The organism is Nocardia sp. NPDC051833, assembly GCF_040681225.1.
Classification (GTDB): Bacteria; Actinomycetota; Actinomycetes; order Mycobacteriales; family Mycobacteriaceae; genus Nocardia.
The window spans coordinates 3,307,849-3,329,604 of the sequence record NZ_JBFAYK010000001.1; the positions used below are offsets into that span (position 1 = coordinate 3,307,849).

The 21,756-nt window shown below is 68.5% G+C and carries 19 protein-coding genes and 3 tRNA genes; 11 read left to right on the plus strand and 11 right to left on the minus strand.

Annotated elements, in window-relative coordinates:
* Window positions 1-128: 128 nt before the first annotated feature.
* The 5 genes from AB0L91_RS15085 to AB0L91_RS15105 all read right to left on the minus strand — a co-directional run bounded on the left by AB0L91_RS15085 (window position 129) and on the right by AB0L91_RS15105 (window position 3,319).
* The gene (locus tag AB0L91_RS15085; protein WP_022565856.1) at window positions 129-434 is read right to left on the minus strand and encodes a DUF1416 domain-containing protein; all 306 of its coding nucleotides are present in this window, start codon (window positions 432-434) and stop codon (window positions 129-131) included.
* A gap of 4 nt (window positions 435-438) precedes the next feature.
* Window positions 439-1,272 (minus strand): sulfurtransferase, encoded by an 834-nt coding sequence (locus tag AB0L91_RS15090; protein WP_357346321.1) that lies wholly within the window; start codon window positions 1,270-1,272, stop codon window positions 439-441.
* A gap of 31 nt (window positions 1,273-1,303) precedes the next feature.
* On the minus strand, window positions 1,304-1,774 hold the full coding sequence (locus tag AB0L91_RS15095; protein ID WP_355270991.1) for a DUF4395 domain-containing protein: 471 nt from the start codon (window positions 1,772-1,774) through the stop codon (window positions 1,304-1,306).
* 268 nt (window positions 1,775-2,042) lie between these two features.
* Window positions 2,043-2,477 (minus strand): thioredoxin family protein, encoded by a 435-nt coding sequence (locus AB0L91_RS15100; protein WP_355270993.1) that lies wholly within the window; start codon window positions 2,475-2,477, stop codon window positions 2,043-2,045.
* Window positions 2,474-3,319, minus strand: a complete 846-nt coding sequence (locus tag AB0L91_RS15105; protein ID WP_355270994.1) for an LmeA family phospholipid-binding protein — start codon at window positions 3,317-3,319, stop codon at window positions 2,474-2,476. The genes AB0L91_RS15100 and AB0L91_RS15105 overlap by 4 nt, the downstream gene beginning before the upstream one ends.
* A 184-nt stretch (window positions 3,320-3,503) precedes the next feature.
* Here AB0L91_RS15105 and AB0L91_RS15110 point away from each other — a divergent pair, with 184 nt between their 5' ends.
* The 6 genes from AB0L91_RS15110 (at window position 3,504) to pstB (ending at window position 9,419) form a co-directional block, all read left to right on the plus strand.
* Window positions 3,504-4,265 carry a response regulator transcription factor gene (locus tag AB0L91_RS15110; RefSeq protein WP_365010269.1) on the plus strand — a complete coding sequence of 254 codons (762 nt, stop codon included), beginning with the start codon at window positions 3,504-3,506 and terminating at the stop codon, window positions 4,263-4,265.
* A gap of 73 nt (window positions 4,266-4,338) precedes the next feature.
* The gene (gene mshD, locus AB0L91_RS15115) at window positions 4,339-5,247 is read left to right on the plus strand and encodes a mycothiol synthase (protein ID WP_365010272.1); all 909 of its coding nucleotides are present in this window, start codon (window positions 4,339-4,341) and stop codon (window positions 5,245-5,247) included.
* A gap of 295 nt (window positions 5,248-5,542) precedes the next feature.
* Complete coding sequence (pstS, locus tag AB0L91_RS15120) at window positions 5,543-6,655, plus strand: phosphate ABC transporter substrate-binding protein PstS (protein WP_365010274.1); 1,113 nt, start codon at window positions 5,543-5,545, stop codon at window positions 6,653-6,655.
* A 91-nt stretch (window positions 6,656-6,746) separates the two neighbouring features.
* Window positions 6,747-7,718: a phosphate ABC transporter permease subunit PstC gene (gene pstC, locus AB0L91_RS15125; RefSeq protein WP_355271001.1), complete on the plus strand. Its 972-nt coding sequence runs from the start codon at window positions 6,747-6,749 to the stop codon at window positions 7,716-7,718.
* The gene (gene pstA / locus AB0L91_RS15130) at window positions 7,718-8,623 is read left to right on the plus strand and encodes a phosphate ABC transporter permease PstA (protein WP_355271003.1); all 906 of its coding nucleotides are present in this window, start codon (window positions 7,718-7,720) and stop codon (window positions 8,621-8,623) included. Before pstC ends, pstA begins: the two co-directional genes overlap by 1 nt.
* A 19-nt stretch (window positions 8,624-8,642) precedes the next feature.
* Entirely contained in the window at window positions 8,643-9,419 is a 777-nt protein-coding gene (pstB, locus tag AB0L91_RS15135; protein WP_218715899.1) for a phosphate ABC transporter ATP-binding protein PstB, read from the plus strand.
* 62 nt (window positions 9,420-9,481) lie between these two features.
* Here pstB and phoU read toward each other — a convergent pair whose 3' ends face one another.
* From phoU to dusB, 3 genes are all read right to left on the minus strand, one after another.
* Window positions 9,482-10,144, minus strand: coding sequence for a phosphate signaling complex protein PhoU (phoU, locus tag AB0L91_RS15140; protein ID WP_355271007.1), 663 nt, complete (start codon window positions 10,142-10,144; stop codon window positions 9,482-9,484).
* 121 nt (window positions 10,145-10,265) lie between these two features.
* Window positions 10,266-12,338: an LCP family protein gene (locus AB0L91_RS15145; RefSeq protein WP_365010278.1), complete on the minus strand. Its 2,073-nt coding sequence runs from the start codon at window positions 12,336-12,338 to the stop codon at window positions 10,266-10,268.
* A 193-nt stretch (window positions 12,339-12,531) separates the two neighbouring features.
* Window positions 12,532-13,674 (minus strand): tRNA dihydrouridine synthase DusB, encoded by a 1,143-nt coding sequence (gene dusB, locus AB0L91_RS15150; RefSeq protein WP_355271722.1) that lies wholly within the window; start codon window positions 13,672-13,674, stop codon window positions 12,532-12,534.
* Between the two features lie 332 nt (window positions 13,675-14,006).
* On the opposite strand from dusB, the gene AB0L91_RS15155 reads away from it, so the two are divergent.
* Window positions 14,007-14,597, plus strand: a complete 591-nt coding sequence (locus tag AB0L91_RS15155; protein ID WP_357346326.1) for a hypothetical protein — start codon at window positions 14,007-14,009, stop codon at window positions 14,595-14,597.
* A 60-nt stretch (window positions 14,598-14,657) separates the two neighbouring features.
* On the opposite strand, the gene AB0L91_RS15160 is transcribed toward AB0L91_RS15155, so the two are convergent.
* A complete protein-coding gene (locus tag AB0L91_RS15160) occupies window positions 14,658-15,614 on the minus strand; it encodes an acyl-ACP desaturase (protein ID WP_357346327.1) in 957 nt (318 codons plus the stop codon).
* Between the two features lie 230 nt (window positions 15,615-15,844).
* Entirely contained in the window at window positions 15,845-16,438 is a 594-nt protein-coding gene (locus AB0L91_RS15165; RefSeq protein ID WP_365010279.1) for a DUF937 domain-containing protein, read from the minus strand.
* Between the two features lie 229 nt (window positions 16,439-16,667).
* Between AB0L91_RS15165 and AB0L91_RS15170 the strand changes: the two genes are divergently transcribed.
* On the plus strand, window positions 16,668-19,724 hold the full coding sequence (locus tag AB0L91_RS15170; protein ID WP_365010281.1) for a TIR domain-containing protein: 3,057 nt from the start codon (window positions 16,668-16,670) through the stop codon (window positions 19,722-19,724).
* A 197-nt stretch (window positions 19,725-19,921) separates the two neighbouring features.
* Here the strand turns inward: AB0L91_RS15170 and AB0L91_RS15175 are convergent.
* A tRNA-Lys gene (locus AB0L91_RS15175) sits at window positions 19,922-19,997 on the minus strand.
* 798 nt (window positions 19,998-20,795) lie between these two features.
* On the opposite strand from AB0L91_RS15175, the gene AB0L91_RS15180 reads away from it, so the two are divergent.
* The 3 genes from AB0L91_RS15180 (at window position 20,796) to AB0L91_RS15190 (ending at window position 21,733) form a co-directional block, all read left to right on the plus strand.
* Entirely contained in the window at window positions 20,796-21,467 is a 672-nt protein-coding gene (locus AB0L91_RS15180) for a TetR family transcriptional regulator (RefSeq protein ID WP_355271014.1), read from the plus strand.
* 92 nt (window positions 21,468-21,559) lie between these two features.
* Window positions 21,560-21,632: transfer RNA gene (locus AB0L91_RS15185), tRNA-Glu, on the plus strand.
* 27 nt (window positions 21,633-21,659) lie between these two features.
* A tRNA-Asp gene (locus AB0L91_RS15190) sits at window positions 21,660-21,733 on the plus strand.
* Window positions 21,734-21,756 lie beyond the last annotated feature (23 nt).

Here is a 21,756-nt window from a genome sequence, read left to right on the forward strand (position 1 = left end):
ATCGACACGGCGATGAGGAGAATCTCGAAGAAGAGGACCACGATCGGAGTCTAGCGACTCGGCCGGGCGGACACGAAAACGGCCCTGGTAGTTCCCGCACAGGAACTACCAGGGCCGTTGTGAGGTACTTACTTCGCGACCTCGACGTCCACCGAGTGGATGCCGGCGCCCTCGGGGCGGACCTCGGCCGAGCCGTTGCCCGACGAGGACAGCGCGCGCAGGGTCCACGAACCCGGCGCGGCGAAGAAACGGAAGTCACCGGTGCCGGAGGCCACGACCTCGGCGGTGAAATCACCGTTGCCGTCGAGCAGACGCACGAACGCGCCGCCCACCGGCTGACCGTCGGCGCTCAGGACGCGGCCGGTGATGACCGTCTCCTTCTCCACGTCGACGCCGGCCGGGATGGCCTGACCCTGGGTAGGTGCTGCACACATAGATTTACGCTCCCAACTCGATAGGTGCACCGACGAGCGAACCGTATTCGGTCCAGCTGCCGTCGTAGTTCTTGACGTTCTGGTGGCCAAGCAGCTCCTGCAGCACGAACCAGGTGTGCGAGGAACGCTCACCGATGCGGCAGTAGGCGATGGTCTCCTTCTCGCCGTCCAGGCCCGCGTCCTTGTACAGCTCGGCGAGCTCGGCGTCGGAACGGAAGGTGCCGTCCTCGTTGGCCGCCTTGCTCCACGGCACGTTGATCGCGCCGGGGATGTGGCCGGGACGCTGGCTCTGCTCCTGCGGCAGGTGCGCGGGCGCCAGGATCTTGCCGGAGAACTCGTCGGGCGAACGCACGTCGACCAGGTTCTTGGCGCCGATGGCCGCGATGACCTCGTCGCGGAACGCGCGGATCGAGGTGTCGGGGGCGGCGGCCTTGTACTGGGTGGCCGGGCGCGAGACCGCGTCACGCGAGAGCGGACGACCGTCGAGCTCCCACTTCTTGCGGCCACCGTCGAGCAGCTTGACGTCGTTGTGGCCGTACAGCTTGAAGTACCAGTAGGCGTACGCCGCGAACCAGTTGTTGTTGCCGCCGTACAGCACGACGGTGTCGTCGTTGGCGATGCCGCGCGCGGAGAGCAGGTCGGAGAACTGCTCCTGGTTCACGAAGTCGCGACGAACCTGATCCTGCAGGTCGGTCTTCCAGTCCAGCCGGACGGCGCCCTCGATGTGGCCACCCTCGTAGGCGGAGGTGTCCTCGTCGACCTCGACGAAGACGACGCCGGGGGCGTTGAGGTTCTCTTCGGCCCAGTCAACGGAGACCAGGACATCGGAGCGAGCCATGTTGTTCCTTTCAGAGATGACTTGCAGGGGTTCAGTTCGATGCCGGGGCAGTGGACCGGCGGAAGCGGGCCACCAGCGGGTAGATCTGGCAGCCCAGGCAGACCCCGAACGCCGCGTTCAGGAACGCCGCGAACAGAGCGAAGCCGGCGAACACCGCGCCGACGATCGGGGAGCCGAGCGCGAAGCCCAGCAGGGAGAGACCGGCGAACGCGAAGCCGAGCAGCTGCGCGAAACGCAGCGGCGGCACGGGCTCGGTCTCGGTGGTCGGACCGTTGCGCGGCGCGACGAGCGCGGCGTAGATCCGGCCGTAAGGGTGCTTGGCGGGGCCGGCCGACGCGCCGATCGCGAACACGACGGCCTGCAGGCCGATCAGGAGCGCGGCGGCGGCGGTCGAGAAGGCGGCGGTGACGAGCACGAGAACCAGCACGCCGGTGGTGATCCAGGCCACGAAACGCGGCCCGCGAACATCCACCCGGGGGGTGGCATCAGGGGAAATGGTCATGGTGCGAACTCCTGCGCTGAGTCGATTCAGTGGGAACTGCAGTTCGCCGGGGGATCGTGTCGATCACTCGCGCGGCGGACAGAGGTCGGCGTCAGGAATCTCGGGAGAGAAGCCGACCGTTCAGCGGCACAGGCAGCAACAACCACCGAGCCGACACAGATCAACTGTGCGGCGTCGGGTGAGCATCAGCTCGTGGTCGGATTGCACGGGGAGTAGTTTACCCGGTCTCGTCGGGAAATGTCCCGGCCCCCCGGAACAGGGGGCCAGATCACACTGTCAGCGGTTCCAGCGCGGTGCGCAGATCGCCCGCCTTCGGCACCCCGGAGATGCGGAAACGCTCTTTGCCGTCGGCGTCGAAGACGAAGGTCGTCGGCAGTGAGAGGACGTTGAGCTCCCTTGCCAGCGCGGGGTCGGCGTCGATGTCGATCTCGATGTCGCGCGGGGCGTTCGGGGACGTGGCGAGGTCGGCGGTGACGCCGGCGACCACGCGGCGCACCGCGTCGCACGGGCCGCACCAGTCGGCCGAGAAGTGCAGCACCGCGGGGGTGGCACCGGTGACGCCCGCCGCGTCGAGCAGGCGGGCGCGCTGCGCGGTCTCGGGGTCGAGGGCGGCCGGGCGGACCCGGCCCTGGTTGCGCCGCAGCAGCAGGCCCACCGCGACGGCGGCCAGCACGACGGCGGCGAGGATGGCTAGTTCGATCATGGTTGCAGCAATCGGTCCAGGTCGATGGTCAGGGAGCGGCCGACACCGTAGACGATGATCTGGCCACCCTTGGCCTCCACTTCGGTGGGGGCGATGCCGAACGGCAATTCCTTGGTATCGATCGTACGGCTGAAGCGCTCGAGCACCGCGGGCCGATCGACGTCGAGGATCTCGGTCTTCGTGGTCGAGACCGGGGTGTCCGCGGTCGCGGAGCGGTCCTTGTAGAAGCGGGTGGCCTGGATCCGGATCTTGTCCCCGTCCAGCATCAGGTCGGCCTCGACCTGCACTTCGACCCTGGTCGTGTTGTTCGACGGGGTGACGCCCGGCGCGAGGATCCGGCCGTTGGGCGCGACCGGCAGTGTGCCCTTGAGCACATGGGCGCCCGCGGTGGTCAGGCCGGAACCGCCCGAACCGCCGGTGCCGTCGGCCTTGTCGGCGGGCGGGCCGAGGACCTGCAGATCGGGGATGCCGAACAGACGGCCGAGCTCGGTCGGCTCGATCGCCATCTGGGCCTCGACCCGGTCCACCTGCACCGCGCGCGCCGTGCCGTCGATCAGCTGACTCGCCGAGGCGTGCAGCCCGTAGAGATTGGCCTCGAGCGCGATCTCACCCGGGATATCGGGGCGCATGCTGCGGGCACGGACCAGGACGTCGTCGTAGCGGCCCGACACCGCCTGGGCGATGAACGGGAATCCCTTGATGGTCACTTCGGGGTCGGCCGACAGATCGGCTCCGGCCCGCAGTTGCCGCGATACGTGGTACTCGGTGTAGGCGGCGGCGCCGAAATCGATCACCACCGCCACACCGGCCAGGCACAGCAGCCCGATGATCAGCTTGCGCATGCGAGCCAGCCTATCCGGCGCTACCGTTCGGGCGAAGCGCGCGCCGACGCGTTACCTCGTGGCCACCATGTTGCGAGGTCATGGCCGCGCACGCGCTAATGTTGCAGACGACTTACCTGTGTTTCGGCGACGTAGCTACGCGGCTGCTGTCGTCCGCGGAGCCACGAGATAGGAGGAGAGCCCGGTGGAGCTGCTCCTACTGACCTCCGACCCCAACCCCGATGCGGTGTTGCCGTCGTTGTCGCTGCTGGCGCACAACGTGCGGCCCGCGCCGACCGAGGTGTCGTCCCTGCTGGAGGCTGCGAGCGCCGACGTCGCGCTGGTCGACGCCAGAACCGATCTGGCCGCGGCCAGGGGGCTGTGCAGGCTGCTCGGCAGCACCGGCTCCTCGGTGCCGGTCGTCGCGGTGCTGACCGAGGGCGGTCTGGTGGCCGTCAACGCGGACTGGGGCCTGGACGACATCCTGCTCCCCGGTACCGGCCCCGCCGAGCTGGACGCGCGCCTGCGCCTGCTGGTCGGCCGCAACGGTGGCGTGGCCAGCCCCGAGAACACGGGCAAGATCACGCTGGGTGAGCTGGTGATCGACGAGGGCACCTACACCGCGCGGCTGCGCGGCCGCCCGCTCGACCTCACCTACAAGGAATTCGAGCTGCTCAAGTACCTCGCCCAGCACGCGGGCCGGGTCTTCACCCGCGCCCAGCTGCTGCAGGAGGTGTGGGGCTACGACTTCTTCGGCGGCACCCGCACCGTCGACGTGCACGTGCGGCGCCTGCGCGCCAAGCTGGGCAGTGAGTACGAATCGCTGATCGGCACCGTGCGCAACGTCGGCTACAAGGCGGTGCGCCCGGCCAGGACGCCCGCGGCCAAGGGCGACGTGGTGAGTTTCCCCGACGAGGACGTCGACGGCGACGACACGCTGGCCCCGCTCAACGGCACCGCGCAGTAGTCGCGCCGAGCAGCGCCAGGACGGTACGGCGCGGCGCGGTAACGGCGCGCCGCGCACAGCGAGGAGGACGTCGATGTCGCAGACAGCAACCCTGACCTGGACCGGCCGGGTCGAGCCGGGCACCGCGCCGGTGGTGCGCGAGCTGCTCGCCAGGGCGAAGGCCGCCGACGGCGTCGCGCCGGTCTCCGAGCAGGCCGTGCTGTCCCTCGCCGAGACCGACCCGTCGACCAGGCATCTGCTCGCCGAACGCGGTGGCGAACTCGTCGGTTACGCGAATCTCGTTGCGGCACATGCCGAACATCCCGCCATGGCCGAGGTCGCGGTCGACCCGACAGCCCGGGGCGCCGGTGTCGGCACCGAGCTGGTGCGCGCCGCGCTGGCCGAGGGCGGACCCGGCGCGCGGGTGTGGGCGCACGGTGACCTGCCCGCCGCCAAGGCGCTCGCCGCCGGCCTCGGACTGGTCACCGCGCGGGAACTGTGGCAGATGCGCCGCTCGCTGGCAACACCGGAGCTACCTGAGCTGGTGGTGCCGGACGACCTCGTCCTGCGCACCTACGCCGGTCCCGCCGACGACGCCGAACTGCTGCGCGTCAACAACGCCGCCTTCGCCTGGCATCCCGAGCAGGGCGGCTGGACCGAGCGCGACATCGCCGCCCGCCGCGCCGAATCCTGGTTCGACCCGGCCGGGCTGTTCCTGGCCTTCGACGCCGCCGATCCGGCTCGGCTGCTCGGATTCCACTGGACCAAGGCGCATCCGGACGCCGCGCCCGCGGGCGAGGTCTACGTGGTCGGCATCGATCCGGCCGCGCAGGGGCGCGGTCTCGGCAGGCTGCTGACCCTGGCCGGGCTGCGGTACCTGCGCGCGGAAGGGCTCGCCGAGGTGCTGCTCTACACCGAGGCCGACAACACGGCCGCCGTGCACACCTACACCCGGCTCGGGTTCGCGCCCGCGCATATCGACGTCGCCTACGCGGCGTCCTGACCGGGTGCGAGACACCTCACACCCGCGGTGAATTCTTCTGCGCCGCTGAATAGTGCGCGGCTGACGGGGTACGCGCGAGTAAAACTGGGGCAAACGTCACAATCGTGGCCCTAATCGCGCCGGGCTGTTCATTTTGCGTTAACCCACGTCGGGCCAACTGTCAACCGGGCGACCTTACGTTACTTCTGGGCGGCACAGTCGTCGCCTGGTGCGCGCGTTTCCCCGCGATCCGCACCGCCCAACTCGCCCGGGCCGGTGAGGGACCGAGCGAGTCGTCAGCAATGTCGGAGGAAAAGTGAACTTCAAGCGCACCAGTGCCCTGGTCGGCGTCGTCGCCGTGGGCGCCATGACCCTGGCCGCCTGTGGCAGCGATGACAACACCACGGGTGACACCAGCAACGCCGCCAACACCAGCGTGGCCTGCGGTGGCAAGAAGGCGCTGAAGGCGTCCGGTGCCTCCTCGCAGAAGAACGCCATGGAGCGCTTCGTCGCCGCGTACGAGAACAACTGCGACGGCTACACCCTGAACTACACCTCCAGCGGCTCCGGCGCGGGCGTGAACGAGTTCATCGGCGGCCAGACCGATTTCGGTGGCTCCGACTCGGCGCTGAGCTCGAAGAAGGAAGAGCCGGCCAAGGCTCAGGAGCGCTGCGGCGCCCCGGCGTGGAACCTGCCGACCGTCTTCGGCCCGATCGCCATCACCTACAACGTCGACGGCGTGACCGACCTGGTCCTCGACGGCCCGACCGCCGCCAAGGTGTTCAACGGCTCCGTCGCCACCTGGGATGCCCCCGAGATCAAGGCGCTGAACCCCAACGCCAAGCTGCCCGCGGAGAAGATCGCCGTGATCTTCCGCTCCGACGAGTCGGGCACCACCGACAACTTCCAGCTCTACCTCGACGCCGCCTCCGACGGCGCGTGGGGCAAGGGTGGCGGCAAGACCTTCAACGGCGGTGTCGGTGAGGGCGCCAAGGGCAACGAGGGCACCTCGGCCGCGATCAAGAACACCAAGAACTCGATCACCTACAACGAGTGGTCCTTCGCCAAGGCGCAGAGCCTGTCGATCGCGCAGATCATCACCTCCGCGTCCAAGGACCCGGTCAAGCTGTCGGCCGAGTCGGCCGGTAAGTCGATCGACGGTGTGAAGGTCAAGGGCGAGGGCAACGACCTGGTGCTCGACACCAGCTCGTTCTACAAGCCGACCGCCGCGGGCTCCTACCCGATCATGATGGCGACCTACGAGATCGTGTGCTCCAAGTACGCCGACGCCGAGACCAGCAAGGCCGTCAAGGCGTTCCTGACCTCGGTCGTCACCAACGGTCAGGCCGGTCTGGCCGACGCCGGCTACGTGCCGCTGCCGGACGCCTTCAAGACCAAGCTGACCACCGCGATCAACGCCATCTCCTGATCGCTTCCTGGCCATGACCATGCACCCTGAGGTGACCGCAGTGGGCTCGTCGAATTCGACGAGCCCACGGGCGGCCGGAGATACTGCGAATATGCCGACCGAACCGAAAATCGACAAGGCCCCTGAGTCGGGTCGCGTAGGCCGTCTGAACGCCGAGACGATCTTCCGGTGGCTGGCCACCGCAGCTGGTGCGACCATCGTCGCGGCCATCGCGCTGATCGCGCTGTTCCTGCTGATCCGCGCGGTGCCCTCGGTCAGGGCCGACGAGGTCAACTTCTTCACCAGCACCGAGTTCGCCACCAACGATGCCAACCACCTGCGGTTCGGCATCCGCGATCTGTTCATGGTGACGGTGCTGAGCTCGATCTTCGCGCTCATCGTCGCAGTGCCGATCGGCGTCGGCATCGCGCTGTTCCTGACGCACTACGCGCCGTCGCGGCTCGGCAGGCCGTTCACGATGCTGATCGACCTGCTCGCCGCGGTGCCGTCCATCGTGTTCGGTCTCTGGGGCTTCCTGGTGCTGGCGCCGCAGATCGCGCCGGTCCAGCAGTTCCTCAACGACAAGCTGGGCTGGTTCTTCCTGTTCTCCGACGGCAACGTCTCGATCGGCGGCGGTGGCACCATCTTCACCGCCGGTGTCGTGCTCGCCGTGATGATCCTGCCGATCATCACCTCCGTCGCCCGCGAGGTGTTCGCGCTGACCCCGCGCGCCCACATCGAGGCGGCGCAGGCGCTCGGCGCCACCAAGTGGGAAGTCGTGCGGATGACCGTGCTGCCCTACGGCCGCAGCGGTGTGATCGCCGGTTCCATGCTCGGCCTCGGCCGCGCGCTCGGTGAGACCATCGCCGTCCTTGTGGTGCTGCGCACCGCGAGCCAGGCAGGCAGCTGGTCGCTGTTCGACGGCGGGTACACCTTCGCCTCCAAGATCGCCTCGGCGGCTTCGGAGTTCAGCTCACCGCTGCCGACCGGCGCCTACATCGCGGCCGGCTTCGTCCTCTTCGCGCTGACCTTCGTCGTCAACGCGCTGGCCCGCCTCGCTTCCGGCGGAAAGGTGAACGGCTGATGACCAGCACAACGACCCTCGACAAGCCGGTCAAGGCACCTACCTTCCGGCACGTCAGCACCGGTCGGCGGATCAAGAACAACGTCGCGACCGGCCTGGTCACGCTGTGCTTCGTGATCGCGCTGATCCCGCTGGTGTGGGTGCTCGGCCTGGTGGTCACCAAGGGCATCACCGCGATCGTCTCCGCCGACTGGTGGATGAACTCGCAGAAGGGCATCCTGCCGGATCAGACCGGCGGCGGTGTGTACCACGCGATCTACGGCACCATCGTGCAGGCCGCGGTGGCCTCGATCATCGCGGTGCCGCTGGGCATCATGGCCGCGGTCTACCTGGTCGAGTACGGTCGCGGTCGGCTCGCCAAGGTCACCACCTTCATGGTCGACATCCTCGCCGGTGTGCCCTCGATCGTCGCCGCGCTGTTCATCTTCGCGCTCTGGATCGCCACCTTCGGCATGCCGCAGAGTTCCTTCGCCGTCTCGCTGGCGCTGGTGCTGCTGATGCTGCCGGTCGTGGTGCGCAGCACCGAGGAAATGCTCAAGCTGGTGCCCGACGAGCTACGGGAAGCGTCCTACGCGCTCGGTGTGCCGAAGTGGAAGACCATCCTGCGGATCGTCATCCCCACCGCGGCGCCCGGCATGATCTCCGGTGTCCTGCTCTCCCTGGCCCGCGTCATGGGTGAGACCGCGCCGGTGCTCGTGCTGGTCGGCTACAGCAAGTCGATCAACCAGAACATCTTCGACGGCAACATGGCCTCGTTGCCGCTGCTGATCTACCAAGAGCTGGCCAACCCGGAGGCCGCTGGTCGCGAACGTGTCTGGGGTGCGGCGCTCACGCTCATCCTGATGATCGCGGCGCTGTACCTGGCCGCCGCCGGTGTCAACAAGTGGCTCACCCGGAACCGATAGAAGCGAACGGATAACTCAGATGGCCAAGCGGATCGACGTCAAAGATCTCAACATCTACTACGGCGCCTTCCACGCGGTGTCGAGCGTGGAGCTGACGGTGCTGCCCCGCAGCGTCACCGCCTTCATCGGTCCCTCCGGTTGTGGCAAGTCCACCGTGCTGCGTTCGCTGAACCGGATGCACGAGGTGACCCCGAACGCCCGCGTCGAGGGCGCGGTGCTGCTCGACGGCGAGGACATCTACGGCGCCAACATCGACCCGGTCGGTGTGCGCCGCACCATCGGCATGGTGTTCCAGCGGCCGAACCCGTTCCCCACCATGTCCATTCGCGACAACGTGGTGGCGGGCCTGAAGCTGCAGGGCGTGCGCAACAAGAAGGAACTCGACGAGGTCGCCGAGCGCTCGCTGCGCGGCGCCAACCTCTGGAACGAGGTCAAGGACCGCCTGGACAAGCCCGGCGGCGGCCTCTCCGGTGGTCAGCAGCAGCGTCTGTGCATCGCCCGCGCGATCGCGGTCTCGCCCGACGTGCTGCTGATGGACGAGCCCTGTTCGGCCCTGGACCCGATCTCCACCCTGGCGATCGAGGACCTGATCACCGAGCTGAAGAAGGAATTCACCATCGTCATCGTCACCCACAACATGCAGCAGGCCGCGCGCGTGAGTGACCAGACCGGTTTCTTCAACCTCGAGGCGCAGGGCAAGCCCGGCAAGCTGATCGAGATCGACGACACCGAGAAGATCTTCTCCAACCCCACCCAGCGTGCCACGGAGGACTACATCTCCGGCCGCTTCGGGTAGACACCACCACGAGAAAGCCCCCGCCTCCGATCGGAGTGCGGGGGCTTTCTCGTTGCCGTGACCTAGCTTTCGAGGTCCTCGTCGCCGGGGAGCACGCCGGTCACCAGGAAGATGACGCGGCGGCCGATCTCGACGGCGTGATCGGCGAAGCGCTCGTAGTAGCGGCCGAGCAGGGTGACGTCGACGGCCGAGGCGACGCCGTACTTCCACTCGCGGTCCATCAGCAGGGTGAACAGGTGACGGTGGAGGTCGTCCATCGCCTCGTCGTCCTGGTTGAGCTGGGCGGCGCGCTCGGGATCACGGGTCTCGAGCACCTCCTTGGCACCCGCGCCCATGTTCACCGCGATCCGGCCCATCTCGGCGAAGTAGCCGTTGACCGACTCGGGGAGCGCGTGGTTGGGGTGGCGGCGCCGGGTCACCTTGGCGACGTGCAGGGCCAGCGCGCCCATCCGGTTGACGTCTCCGACGATCTGGATGGCGCTCACCACCTGGCGCAGGTCGCCCGCGACGGGGGCCTGCAGCGCGAGCAGGGCGAAGGCCTTCTCCTCGGCCTCGGTGATCATCACCGAGATCCGGTCCTGCTCACCGATGACCTGCTCGGCCAGGGCGAGGTCGGCCTGCAGCAGGGACTGGGTGGCCTGTTCCATCGCCTGGCCAGCGAGACCGGCCATCTCGCCCAGGAGGTTGGCGAGATCGGCCATTTGCTCGTTGTAGATGACACGCATGATTGCAGACCCTAGTGGGTACCCCCGGCGCTGTCACCCAACGGTGGGTGAATGCCGTGTGGCAGTGTCGTGCCAGCTCAGCGGGGGTTGCCACTTTGCGGGTGGCGGATGGCTGGGGGGCTCAGTCGCAGCTGGTGTCGGCCGCGTTCATGTGTTCGAGGTCGGACGGGAGGGCCACCGGTGCGGCCGCGATCGCTTTGCCGGTCTCCACGTTGGGGATCTCGGTACCGACCGCGGTGGGGGTGCGCACCTGTCCGGCGAAGCTCGAACCCAGGATGACCTCGACGATCCCGTCCAGGCTGTCGTCGCGTTCGATGACAGCGCCGGGGATCGAACTGGCCACAGTCGCGGCCGCGGCCTCGTTGCCCATCGAGTAGTGCACCACCGTCGACTCGCTGCCGTCGGGGTAGTTCCCGACGCTGTAGATGCCGAAACCCATCGTGCTGAGCTTGTTGGCGGCCTGCTGTGCGACGCCGGTGCGGCCGGTTCCGTTGGATACCCGGACCGACACCGAACCCGGACTGACGGCATGCACCTTGGGCGCCTGCGTCGGCGGCGCCTCCACCGAGCTCGTGACCGGCGGGGCGGTCTGTTCTCCTGGCAGCGGCTGGTCGTCGATGATCGCGCGGAAGATCGCCTTGATATCGGACTCGCGCGGAATCTCGTTCCCGTAGGTCGTGGTCCCGGCGGTCGGTGCGGTAATGAACGTCACCGCACCGGCATTGACCTTCTGCAGCGATCGGCCGAGCAGCATCAGGTCCTGGGTACCGACGCCGTCGACGAACGTGTGCTGCCGGAAGGCATCGACGAAACCCTGCAGCTTGCCCGGGTCGAGCAGGACCTTGCTCGACAACGCCCCGCGGAGCAGGGCGGCCAGGAACTGCTGTTGCCGGTGGATCCGGTCGTAGTCGCTGCGCTCCTCGCCAACGACGTGGCGCGCGCGCACATAGTTGAGCGCGGTCTCACCGTTGATGCGCTGCTTGCCCGAGGTCTCGAGGACCGTGCCGAGCACGCTGTCGATGATCGGCTTGGTGGAGCAGACCTCGACGCCGTCGACCTGGTCGACCATCGCCTGGAATCCGGCGAAGTCGATGCCGATGAAGTGGCCGATGCTCAGACCGGACATCTTGCGCACCACGTCGACCAGGCAGCGGGGGCCGCCGATCGCGTAGACGGCATTGAGCTTGTCGCCCATGAACGGGGGGAACTTCTGGTCGGTGTAGGCGGCCTTCTCGTTGTCCCAGCCCGCGCACTGCGGCCGGGTGACGTCGAGGTCGCGGGGGAAGGAGACGACGACGACGCGCGAACGGTTCTTCGGGATGTGAACCAGCATGACCGTATCGGCGCGCGCGCCTTCGGCGTCGTCGGTGGTGCCTGCGCCCAGCTGGGCGTTGACGCCCGCCCTGGTGTCGGTGCCGACGATCAGGTAGTTCTCGTCGCCGAGCTGCATGTCGCCGTCGAGCACGTCCTCGGTGGCGCCGTCGAGCGCCGAGACCTGGTTGAAGCTGTTGTTGGTGGCGCGCAGATAGCTCCAGCCACCGCCGGTGACGACCAGCGTCAGCACCGCGAAGAAGATGAGGGCGCCCCGGCCCGCCATCCGCGCCTGCTTGCCGCGGCGGCCGTCGGCGGCGGGGCGGCGCGGTGGTGCGCCACCCGCGGCGGTCTTGACCGGGCGGGCGCGCTGCGGCGGCTCGGCGGTGACCGCGGGGAGGATGTCGGTGGCCGGGTCGCCGATCGGATCGTGGGTCCGGCGGGGCGGGGTCGGCTTGCGCGGCGCCCGGCCCGCCTCGGGGGCCTGGGCGGGCAGCGCGGTGGTGGCGGTGCGGTCGGCGGGGGATTCGGCGCGATGCGGAGTGCCCGCGATGTCGGCGACGACGGGCGAGCTCTCGACGCGCGGGGATAGGTCGGGGCGCTGGGTGGGCCGGGGCGCCTGCTCGCGGGCCCGGCGGCCCGCCCGCGATCCCTCGGCCTCGGCGGCGCCGTTGCGCCTGCCGCGCCGGGTCCGTTCGCTGTCGACGCGGTCGACGAGGTCCTGCACCGTCAGCGGGGCCGCCGCGGGGTCCTGGGCCGCGTCCGCGTGCCGGGAACGTCGCGCGCCCGTCTCCGGCTGCTCGGTGGGTTCGGCCGTCGGATAGCGCTCCCAGGGGGCGCGACTTCCGGGCCGGGGCGTTCGCCCACGCCGATCGTCACCCACCAACGAACCTCACTTCTCTATCTGCCGCAGCATGCGCGTCATCGCCCGGCTCCGCTTCGAACCGCAGCCGAACGATGTCCGCAATGATAACGATTCCGCCACGAGTGGCCACTCCTGTGCACAACAGATTCGCTGACGATCTCGTTGCGACGCTCTGACCGGCGCGGAAGGCGGAAGGTCGGGCAGGCGGAAATCAGCCGCCGCTGTGCATCACATCGGCGGCGGCGGGGACCGTGTCGTCCTCGGGGTCGTCGAGCCAGCCGTCGGGGAGGGCGACCTTGGTCTGCGGCGAGCCCTGGCGGCCGCGGGGGCCGAGGGCGTCGGTGGGGAAGGGGACAGCCGGGTCGAGCTGGGCGACGAGGTCTTCGAGCTGAGCGAGCCGGGAGACGGTGGCGAAGCTGCGGCGCAGCTGCGAGCCGACCGGGAAGCCCATCAGGTACCAGGCCATGTGCTTGCGGATATCGCGCATCGCCTTGTCCTCGCCGTCGTGGGCGGTGAGCAGGGTCGCGTGCCGGATCAGGATCTCGCCGACGCGGCCGAGCGTCGGCCCGTCGGGGATCGGCTCACCGCGCAGCGCGGCGCTGAGTTCGGCGAACAGCCACGGGCGGCCCAGGCAGCCGCGGCCGACGACGACGCCGTCGCAGCCGGTCTCGCGCATCATCCGCAGGGCGTCGTCGGCGGAGAAGATGTCGCCGTTGCCGAGCACCGGGATGGTGGTGACGGTTTCCTTGAGCCGCGCGATGGCCGACCAGTCGGCCGCGCCGGAGTACAGCTGGGCCGCGGTGCGGGCGTGCAGCGCGACGGCGGCCGCGCCCTCGGCTTCGGCGATGCGGCCGGTGTCGAGGTAGGTGTGGTGGTCGTCGTCGATGCCGACGCGGAACTTGAACGTCACCGGGACGCCGGCGGGTTCGGCCGCCGCGACCATCTCCCGGACGATGTTGGCGAACAGCCTGCGCTTGTACGGCAGCGCCGAGCCGCCACCGAGCCTGGTCACCTTGCGGACCGGGCAGCCCAGATTGAGGTCGATGTGATCGGCCCAGCCCTCGCCGACGATGATCCGCACCGCCTCGCCGAGCGTCTTCGGATCGACACCGTAGAGCTGCATCGAGCGCGGGTTCTCGTCGGCGTCGAACGACATCATGTGCAGCGTCTTCTCGTTGCGCTCGACCACCGCGCGTGCGGTGATCATCTCGCAGACGTAGATCGAGGTCGCGCTGCCGAATTCGCGGCACAGGGTGCGGAACGCGCGGTTGGTGATGCCCGCCATCGGGGCGAGCACGACCGGCGGATCGACCGGGTAGGGCCCGATCCGCAGCGGCGTCGTCACCTGGGGCATCGTGGTAGTCACGTCGGCCATTGTCTCATCACCCGAGGTCGCGACCACAAAAAGCCCTGGTGCGACCGATCACAGGGCCGCCGCGCGGCCGTTGCCGACCGGCTCGCGGGGCGTGTCGCCGACCGGACACGCGCGGTGTGATCGATATCGCGTACTACCTGTTTCGCGTGGTTACAGCATCATGACCGCGCCGGAGCACCCGCGCGTGTGAGCAACACGACAGCATTCGGCCGTGGCCGATCGCCGCGCGCGCTACGGCTCAGTAACCTGTGTCTGCCGGCACCGTCGCCTCGGGCGGTGCGCTGTCCCCACGTAATCGGAGAAACCACCCCATGGCCGAACCCGCTGACGACGCCACCGACCTGACCAAGCCCGCCGCCGCGCCCGCGCAGCCGGACAAGGGAACGGTCGCCGTGCAGATCTCGTCGCTGATCGGCGGCGCTGTCATCGCCGTCCTCGCGATCATCGCGATCGTGCTCGGCGTGCTGCTCGGCTCGGCGCGCTCCGAGCTGTCCGACCTGAAGGCGCAGGCCGCCGACGACGCGAAGGCCGAGCAGATCGCCCTCGACTACGCCGTCGGCTCGGCGACGCTGAACTATCAGGACGTCGACGCCTGGGTGGCCAAGCTGAAGGCGGGCACCTCGCCGGAGCTGTCCGGCAAGTTCGAGGCGACCGGCGACAAGCTGGAGCAGATCATCATCCCGCTCAAGTGGACCTCCAGCGCGACGCCGATCACCGCCAAGGTGATGTCGCACGAGGGCGACGTCTACAAGGTGGCCGCGTTCGTCGACGTGAGCACCACCAACGCCCAGAACCCCGACGGCCTGCGCAACACCGTCACCTACAACATCACCGTCGACGCGGGCAAGGACTGGAAGATCACCGACGTCGGCAGCACCGACGGCGCCCTGCCGACCAAGTAGCCCACCGACGACAACAGCGCCGCCCTCCGGATCCGGAGGGCGGCGCTGTGTGGTTGTCGGCTAGACGCGCGCCAGCTCGAGCTTCTTGGCCTCACGGGCCAGCATCTTGTCGCGCTGCTCCTCGAACTTGAGCACGTCCTGGCCCAGCTTGTCGAGGAAGTCGGCCAGGCGCTCACGGGTGGCCTCACCGCGGGCGGTGAAGTCGGTCCGCTCGAAGATGTTCCACTTCTTGAGCACCGGCTGCACGACCTCTTCGAGGTGCTGACGCAGGTCGTAGATGCCGTGCTTGGCCATCAGCACGCCGTTGCGCCGGAAGTTCGGCATGCCGGCGCCGGGCATCTGGAAGTTCTCCACGATCAGGGAGATGGCCTCGATCGCCTGGTCGGGGCTCAGGTCGAGGGCCGCGCCGCAGAGGTTGCGGTAGAAGATCATGTGCAGGTTCTCGTCGGCGGCGACGCGCTGCAGCATGCGATCGGCGATCGGGTCGTCGCAGACCTTACCGGTGTTGCGGTGGCTCACGCGGGTGGCCAGCTCCTGGAAGGTCACGTACGCGACCGAGTGCAGGAAGCCGGCGTCGACCTCGGTGGGCGAGGCGAAACCGTTGGTCATGTGGATCATGCGCGCGTTCTCGAGAGCGACCGGGTCCACACCGCGGGTGACCACCAGGTAGTCGCGCATCACGATGCCGTGCCGGTTCTCCTCGGCGGTCCAGCGACCGACCCAGGTGCCCCAGGCGCCGTCCTGGGAGAAGTTCTCGGCGATCTCACGGTGGTAGGACGGCAGGTTGTCCTCGGTGAGCAGGTTGGTGATCATGGCCGCCTTGGCGACCTCGTTGAGCTTGGACTGCTCCGGATCCCAGTCGATGCCGCCCATGGCGGCGAAGTTGCGGCCTTCATCCCACGGGACGTAGTCGTGCGGGTGCCATTCCTTGGCCAGCGACAGGTGCCGATTGACGTTCTCTTCGGCAACCGGCTCCAACTCTGTGAGCAGTTCGAGTTGAGTCAGATCCCTTGCCATGTAAAAAACCCTTCGCTGTCGTGCTTACGGTCGAACGTCGCGATGCGGCCATACCTTACGGCACCGTAGGTGTGATGCGAAACGCAACTGAGCGGAATACTGCCGAGTTTGATCAACGCCACAACCTCGGCCGACGCCGTCTCGTCGTGCTGACGAGTCTAGGTGTTCGGCCCGCAGCGTAGGGACTATCGCTGCGGGCCGCGCGGTGTTAGCTCCCGGTGGGGAACCTCTCAGCGCTTGCCACCGAGCAGGCCGCCCAGAATGCTGCCCAGACCGCCGCCCGCGTTCTTCGCCAGCGCCTCGCCGATCACGCCGCCGAGGCCGCCGCTGCTGGTGCTGCCGCCGATCAGCCCGCCCAGCAGATCGCCGAGACCGCCGCCGGAAGCCTGCGGCTGCGGTGCCGGTGCGGCCGCACCGCCACCGCCGGTGAGCTGCTTGGCGACGTAGGCGAGCACGATCGGCGCCAGGATCGGCAGCAGCTTGCCGATCAGGTCGTTGCCGCCGGTCCCGCCGGTGCCGCCGAGGGCGCTGATGACGGTGTTCTTCTCGTCGCCGAAGACGTTGTCGACGATCTTCTCGCCGTCGGCCACGTCCACCTGCTGCAGATCGACGGCGCCCTCGCCCTCGACGAGACCGCCGTGGTTGTCGAGCGCGCCGAGCAGCGACGCGGCGCCCTGCGGTTCGGCCGCGTTGGCCTGCAGCCCGCCGAGCAGCGTCGGGAGCGCCGCCTGGACGGCGTTGGTCGCGGTCGCCTGGTCGACGCCGAGCTGGTCGGCGATCTGGGCGATCGGTACCTGGGAGAGCAAATCATCGAAGGAAGTCATCGGCTCCGCCTGTGTCGAATGGGGCCCGGTAGTGCCCGGGTCGGGCTCAGGGTAGGGGACCGAGATGGCGGAATCGGGGGTTTCGGCGGCGTCTGCGTCTGGCGCGTCGCCACGTGACGTTGGTCATCCGGGCCTCGTTGGTCAACCCGAGTAGTCGGTTACGCGTGCCCCGGCGAGCGCGGAAGCCGACCGTGGAGAAAACGGCGCAGACCGGTTGGGAGTGAGGACGATGGCCGAGCCGATGACGATCGCGGCGGACCCGCCGCCGAAGCAGACGTCGCCGCCCACCTACGACGCCTTCCTGTCCTACTCGCACGCCGACCGCGCCATCGCGGCGGGCATCCAGCGCGGCCTGCACCGCATCGGCCGCCGCGTCGGCCGCCTGCACGCCCTGCGGGTCTTCCGTGACGCCACCGACCTGACCGCCAGCCCCGACCTGTGGGGCAAGGTCGCCGAGGCGATGGACCAGGCCCGCTACTGCATCGTCGTGCTGTCCCCGCATTCGGCCGCCTCGGAATGGGTGGACCGCGAGATCGCCTACTGGTTGCGCACTCGCGGCCCCGAACACCTGCTGTTCGTCGTCGCGGGCGGCCAGGTGAAATGGGACCGCGAGCTGCACCGCTTCGATCCCGACCGCTCGACCGTCGCCCTTCCGGTCCTGACCGAGCCCGGCGCACTCCCCACCGAACCCCTCTACGTCGACGTCACCGAAGACGCTCCGTGGGACCCGCGCGCCGCGCTCTTCCGGGAGAAGCTCACCGACCTGGCGGCGCCGATCCACGGCAAGCCGAAATACGAACTCGCGGGGGAGGATCTGCGGGAACAACGCCGGTTCCGGCGATTGCGCCGCGCCGCCGTCGCGGGGCTGGTCCTGCTCACCGTGCTCGCGCTCATCGCCGCTTTCGTCGCCGTCGACCGGCAGCGGGAGGCGGTGCGCCAACGCAACCAGGCGATCGGGCTGCGGTTGGTCTCCGACACCGAGTCGATGCTGGCCGGTGCTCGCCCGCGCGACGACGTGCGGGCGATCCAGCAGACGCTGGCGGCGCGCCAGATCACGCCCGACTTCGATGAGGGTGCGTTGCTGCGGACGTTGAATGCGGAAGCGGCGGTGGACAAGATCGTGCGGACGGGTAAGCCCTACGATCCGTTCTACCTGCCCGAGGACTTCCAGGTGCTGGCCGACTACATCCGGACGGTCAAGCCGGACATGGGGATCGCGTTCAGCCCGGCCGGCGACCGAATCCTCACCATCGGCATCGAGATGCGGCTCTGGGACGCGGCGACCGGATCTCGGATCGATCGGGACTTCGAGGCGTCGTCGCTCGGATCACGCGCCGTGTTCGCTGCGGCATTCAGCCCGGATGGTCGGCGGATCGCCGCCGCCACCGGGGACGGCCCGGTCCGGATCTGGGACGTCGATACCGGTCGGCTGACCGGCCCGCCCTTGGCCGGTTACGACACGGCCCCGAACAGGATCACCTTCTCGCCGGACGGCAAGTCGGTGGCAGCGGCCGGAAAGGACGGCACGATCCGGTGGTGGGATGTCGCCGACGGCCGGACGGAGGTCTTCACCGGCCACGACGGACCGGTGCACTCCGTGGCATTCAGCCCGGACGGGCGCAACCTCGTCTCGGGCGGCGAGGACACCACCGTGCGCATCTGGAATGTCGCATCCCCCGGGGCTGGCCCTGAGACTCTGCGCCGACACACCTATCCGGTGAAGTCGGTCGCGTGGAGCCCGGACGGCAGGCGCATCGCGACGGGCAGCGCAGGCTCGGCCAAGATAGCGGAGGTAGCGCCCGAATTCGGTATGACGCTGCTGCTCTGGGACGCGGAAACCCGCCAGCCGGTCGGCGCACCGCTCCTCGGGAACGAGGGGCTCGTCAGCGCGGTCCAATCCGTCGCGTTCAGTCCGGACAGCACCAAGTTGGCCTCCGGGTCGTCCGACACCACGGTCCGGCTGTGGGATGTCGGCTCCGGGCGTGCGGAAGGACAGCCGCTGACCGGCCACGTGGGCATGGTCACGGATGTCGCGTTCAGCCCGGATGGTCAGCGCCTCGCTTCCAGCGCGTGGGACGGAACAATGCGCGTGTGGAATGTCGGCCGATCCGGTTCGCTCGGCGCTCCCTGGCTACCCGACGACAGGTCGCCCAAGCCCGGCTTCGGTGCGGTGCTGGCGTTCGAGAGGGACGGGCGGCGGTTCGTGAAACTGGAAGAGGCGACCGGCACTGTCTGGTTGACGGACACGCAGACCGGCCGCAGTTTCGCCGTGGTGGACTTTCCCGACGACGCCGGCGCCCGCGCGGCGCTCAGCGCGGACGGCCGTCGCGTCGCGGTCGCCGGACCGGACCGGGTCGTTACTTTCTACGACACCGAGACCGGTGACCGGATCGGTCGCCCGCTGACCGGTTTCGCCGAGCCGGTAGGCGCGCTGAAATTCGATGCCCGCGGTACTCGTCTGGCCACGATCACGCTCGCGAATGTCGTCCAGCTGTGGAACACAGAGACCGCGGACGTCGTCGGCGGCCCGTTCGAGGGGCTGTCTGAGGCGGATGGGGTCGCGCTCAGCCCGGATGGGCGCCTTCTCGCCGCTACGGGCGGCCAGACAGTGCGCCTGTGGAGCACCGAAACCGGTACGCCGATCGGCGCACCCATGACCGGACATACCGCCGACTTCAGCAGCGTCGAGTTCGATCCCACCAGCACTCGCCTGATCACGCACAGCCCCGATTCGGTCCGGCTGTGGGATACGAGCACCGGCTCGCTCATCAAGGCGATCGAGGCCAATGCGATCTGGTCGTTGGCGGTGGCCCCGGACGGTTCCCGCTTCGTCACCGGCGAGGAGACCACGCTGCGCCGCTGGGATATGCGGACCGGTGAGCAGCTCGGTCCCGCGATGGACGGGCACGCGGCGATGGTGCGCAGCGTGGCGATCAGCGCCGACAGCCGCTACATCGTCTCGGGTTCGAGTGATCAGACCCTGCGCTTCTGGGACCTGGCCGACGGCCACGCCCTCGGCACGCCTTTGCACGGGTCGCCGGGCTGGATCGAGAACGTCTGGATCAACGCGGACGGCTCCGGCGTCCTCACCAGGCATCAGGACCTCACCAACAACTCGGCCCTGTGGACGTGGCCCGGTCCCACCACCTGGCCGGACCTGCTGTGCGACAAGCTGACATTCGAGATGAGCGGGCGACAGTGGGCGGAGTGGGTTTCCCCGGATCTGGAATACCGCCCTGTCTGCTCTGGCCTTCCGCCCCATCCGGACGACGGAAACACCCGATGATCGTGGCGGGAATCACAAGAACTCACGCCTACGAACTGAGGGTCCGTGCACAAGGAACCTCCCAGACCGAGTCGTGGGGAGGGGAATCGTCGAGAGGGTAAGCGGCGCACGTGCCCGTCGCTGGGGCATTCGTGGCGGCCTGCGAGCGAGCTCGGAGGGCCGCGCCGTCTATCCCCGCAGGTCAGCCAGGTAAAACATGGTGCCCCCTGTAGGACTCGAACCTACGACCTAGTGATTAAAAGTCACCAGCTCTACCAACTGAGCTAAAGGGGCGCGGTGGGGAGTCTAACCGACACCGGCCCGTCGGGCCGAATACCGGCCCCCGGCGCCGCCGGGAGCCGGGGGAGGCGCTGGTGGGCGCCGGTAACGAACCGTCGGGGCCGGACGATTCGTGGTAAACAACTGGTACCCATCACCGTTCGCGCTTCCGGCGCCGACGTGGTATCGAATACTGTTGTATTGCAACAGTTTTCGATGAGCAGGGGTTTCGTGGCCGATGAGGTGGTCCGGTGTTGGCGCGGTTCTCGCGACCGGCGGGCGAACAGCAGGGGGTTCGCGCGCGGGCGGTGGGCCGGGTCAACCAGGCTGTGCGCCTATGGAATTCGTAGCTTACGAAACCATTCCGGTTGCGCCTCGTTTGCTGGCCTGGATAACCGAACCGGATGTTCGGATGGGTGTTCCATTTGCCGCGTGTCGGCTGCGGAATGCGGGTACGGTGATCGCCTGGTGAATTTCGGAACAATCACCGGTGCTGCGTTATCCGACGGCCGCCCGGTGCTGGGTGCGGTGTCGAGGAATTCATCGAGGGTTCGAAGTGCCGGGGCAAACGCGATGGGCGCGCGAATCTTCGGCAAAGGGGCAATCGTTACCGCAGGAGGAGGCGGTTCTCACAGGTAGTTGAGCCCGAGTGTGCACCCCCTGCGGCGCACTCGGGCAGGCGAACTATACCAGCCGGAGGGGTACCGGCTTTTCTGCGAGATTTCATACCGAAAGTTTGTAATAAAACCACAATTCGCGCTACCGGTTGGTTATTGATCGTTAGCGACGAGAAGGTTCGGAGGCGTTTCGAGCATGGCACGGCAGCAAGAGCGGGCGCGCCGGACACGCGCGGCGATAATCAAGTCCGCGGCCGTCGAGTTCGGGAAGAGCGGATATGCGGCGGCATCGCTCAACCGCATTCTGGAAGGTTCGCGCGCGACCAAGGGCGCGATGTACTTCCACTTCGACTCCAAGGAAGACCTCGCGCGCGCGGTCCTGGAGACCGCGGTCGAGCGCTACCGCACCTGTGCGGAGCGCTGGCTGGCCCGCGCCGATCTGGGGCCGCTCGACGTCCTGCACGGGATGGTGGACGAGATCGCGCTGCGGCTCGAGCACGACACCATCGTGCAGGCCGAGTACCGGCTCGTGATCGAGCCCGAGTTCCATCGCGACGCGGGCAACGGGGGCGGCCGCATCGTCGGCCGGGCCACCCGGGTGCTGGCCGTGCGCGCGATCGACGACGGACAGCTGCGCGCCGACGCCGACCCCGACCGCTTCACCCGCACGCTCTCCGCGGCCCTGGCCGGCCAGCGCTATCTGGTCGACCCGATCGCCAACGGCTCGGCCGCCGATCTGCGCGCCCGGTTCGCGGAGGTGCTGGAGGTTATCGTGGAGGCGATGGCGACGCCGGTGTGGATCCAGAACTTCCGCAGCGACGGGTGGCGCTCACAGGCGCGCCTGGATGACCTCGGTTTGGGCGCCTGACCAGCCGATTTGGAAGTCTGCGCACACCTGTCATAAGCTATGCGAGCTCCCAACGGAAACGTTGAAAGCCGGTCCGGAGAGATCCGGGACGAGCCCCCTTCGTCTAGCGGCCTAGGACGCCGCCCTTTCAAGGCGGTAGCGCGGGTTCGAATCCCGTAGGGGGTACAGTCTTCGGACTGTGTAGTACAGCAAGGCCCTGTGGCGCAGTTGGTTAGCGCGCCGCCCTGTCACGGCGGAGGTCGCGGGTTCGAGTCCCGTCAGGGTCGCAAGTAAGCGCCGGAGTGATCCG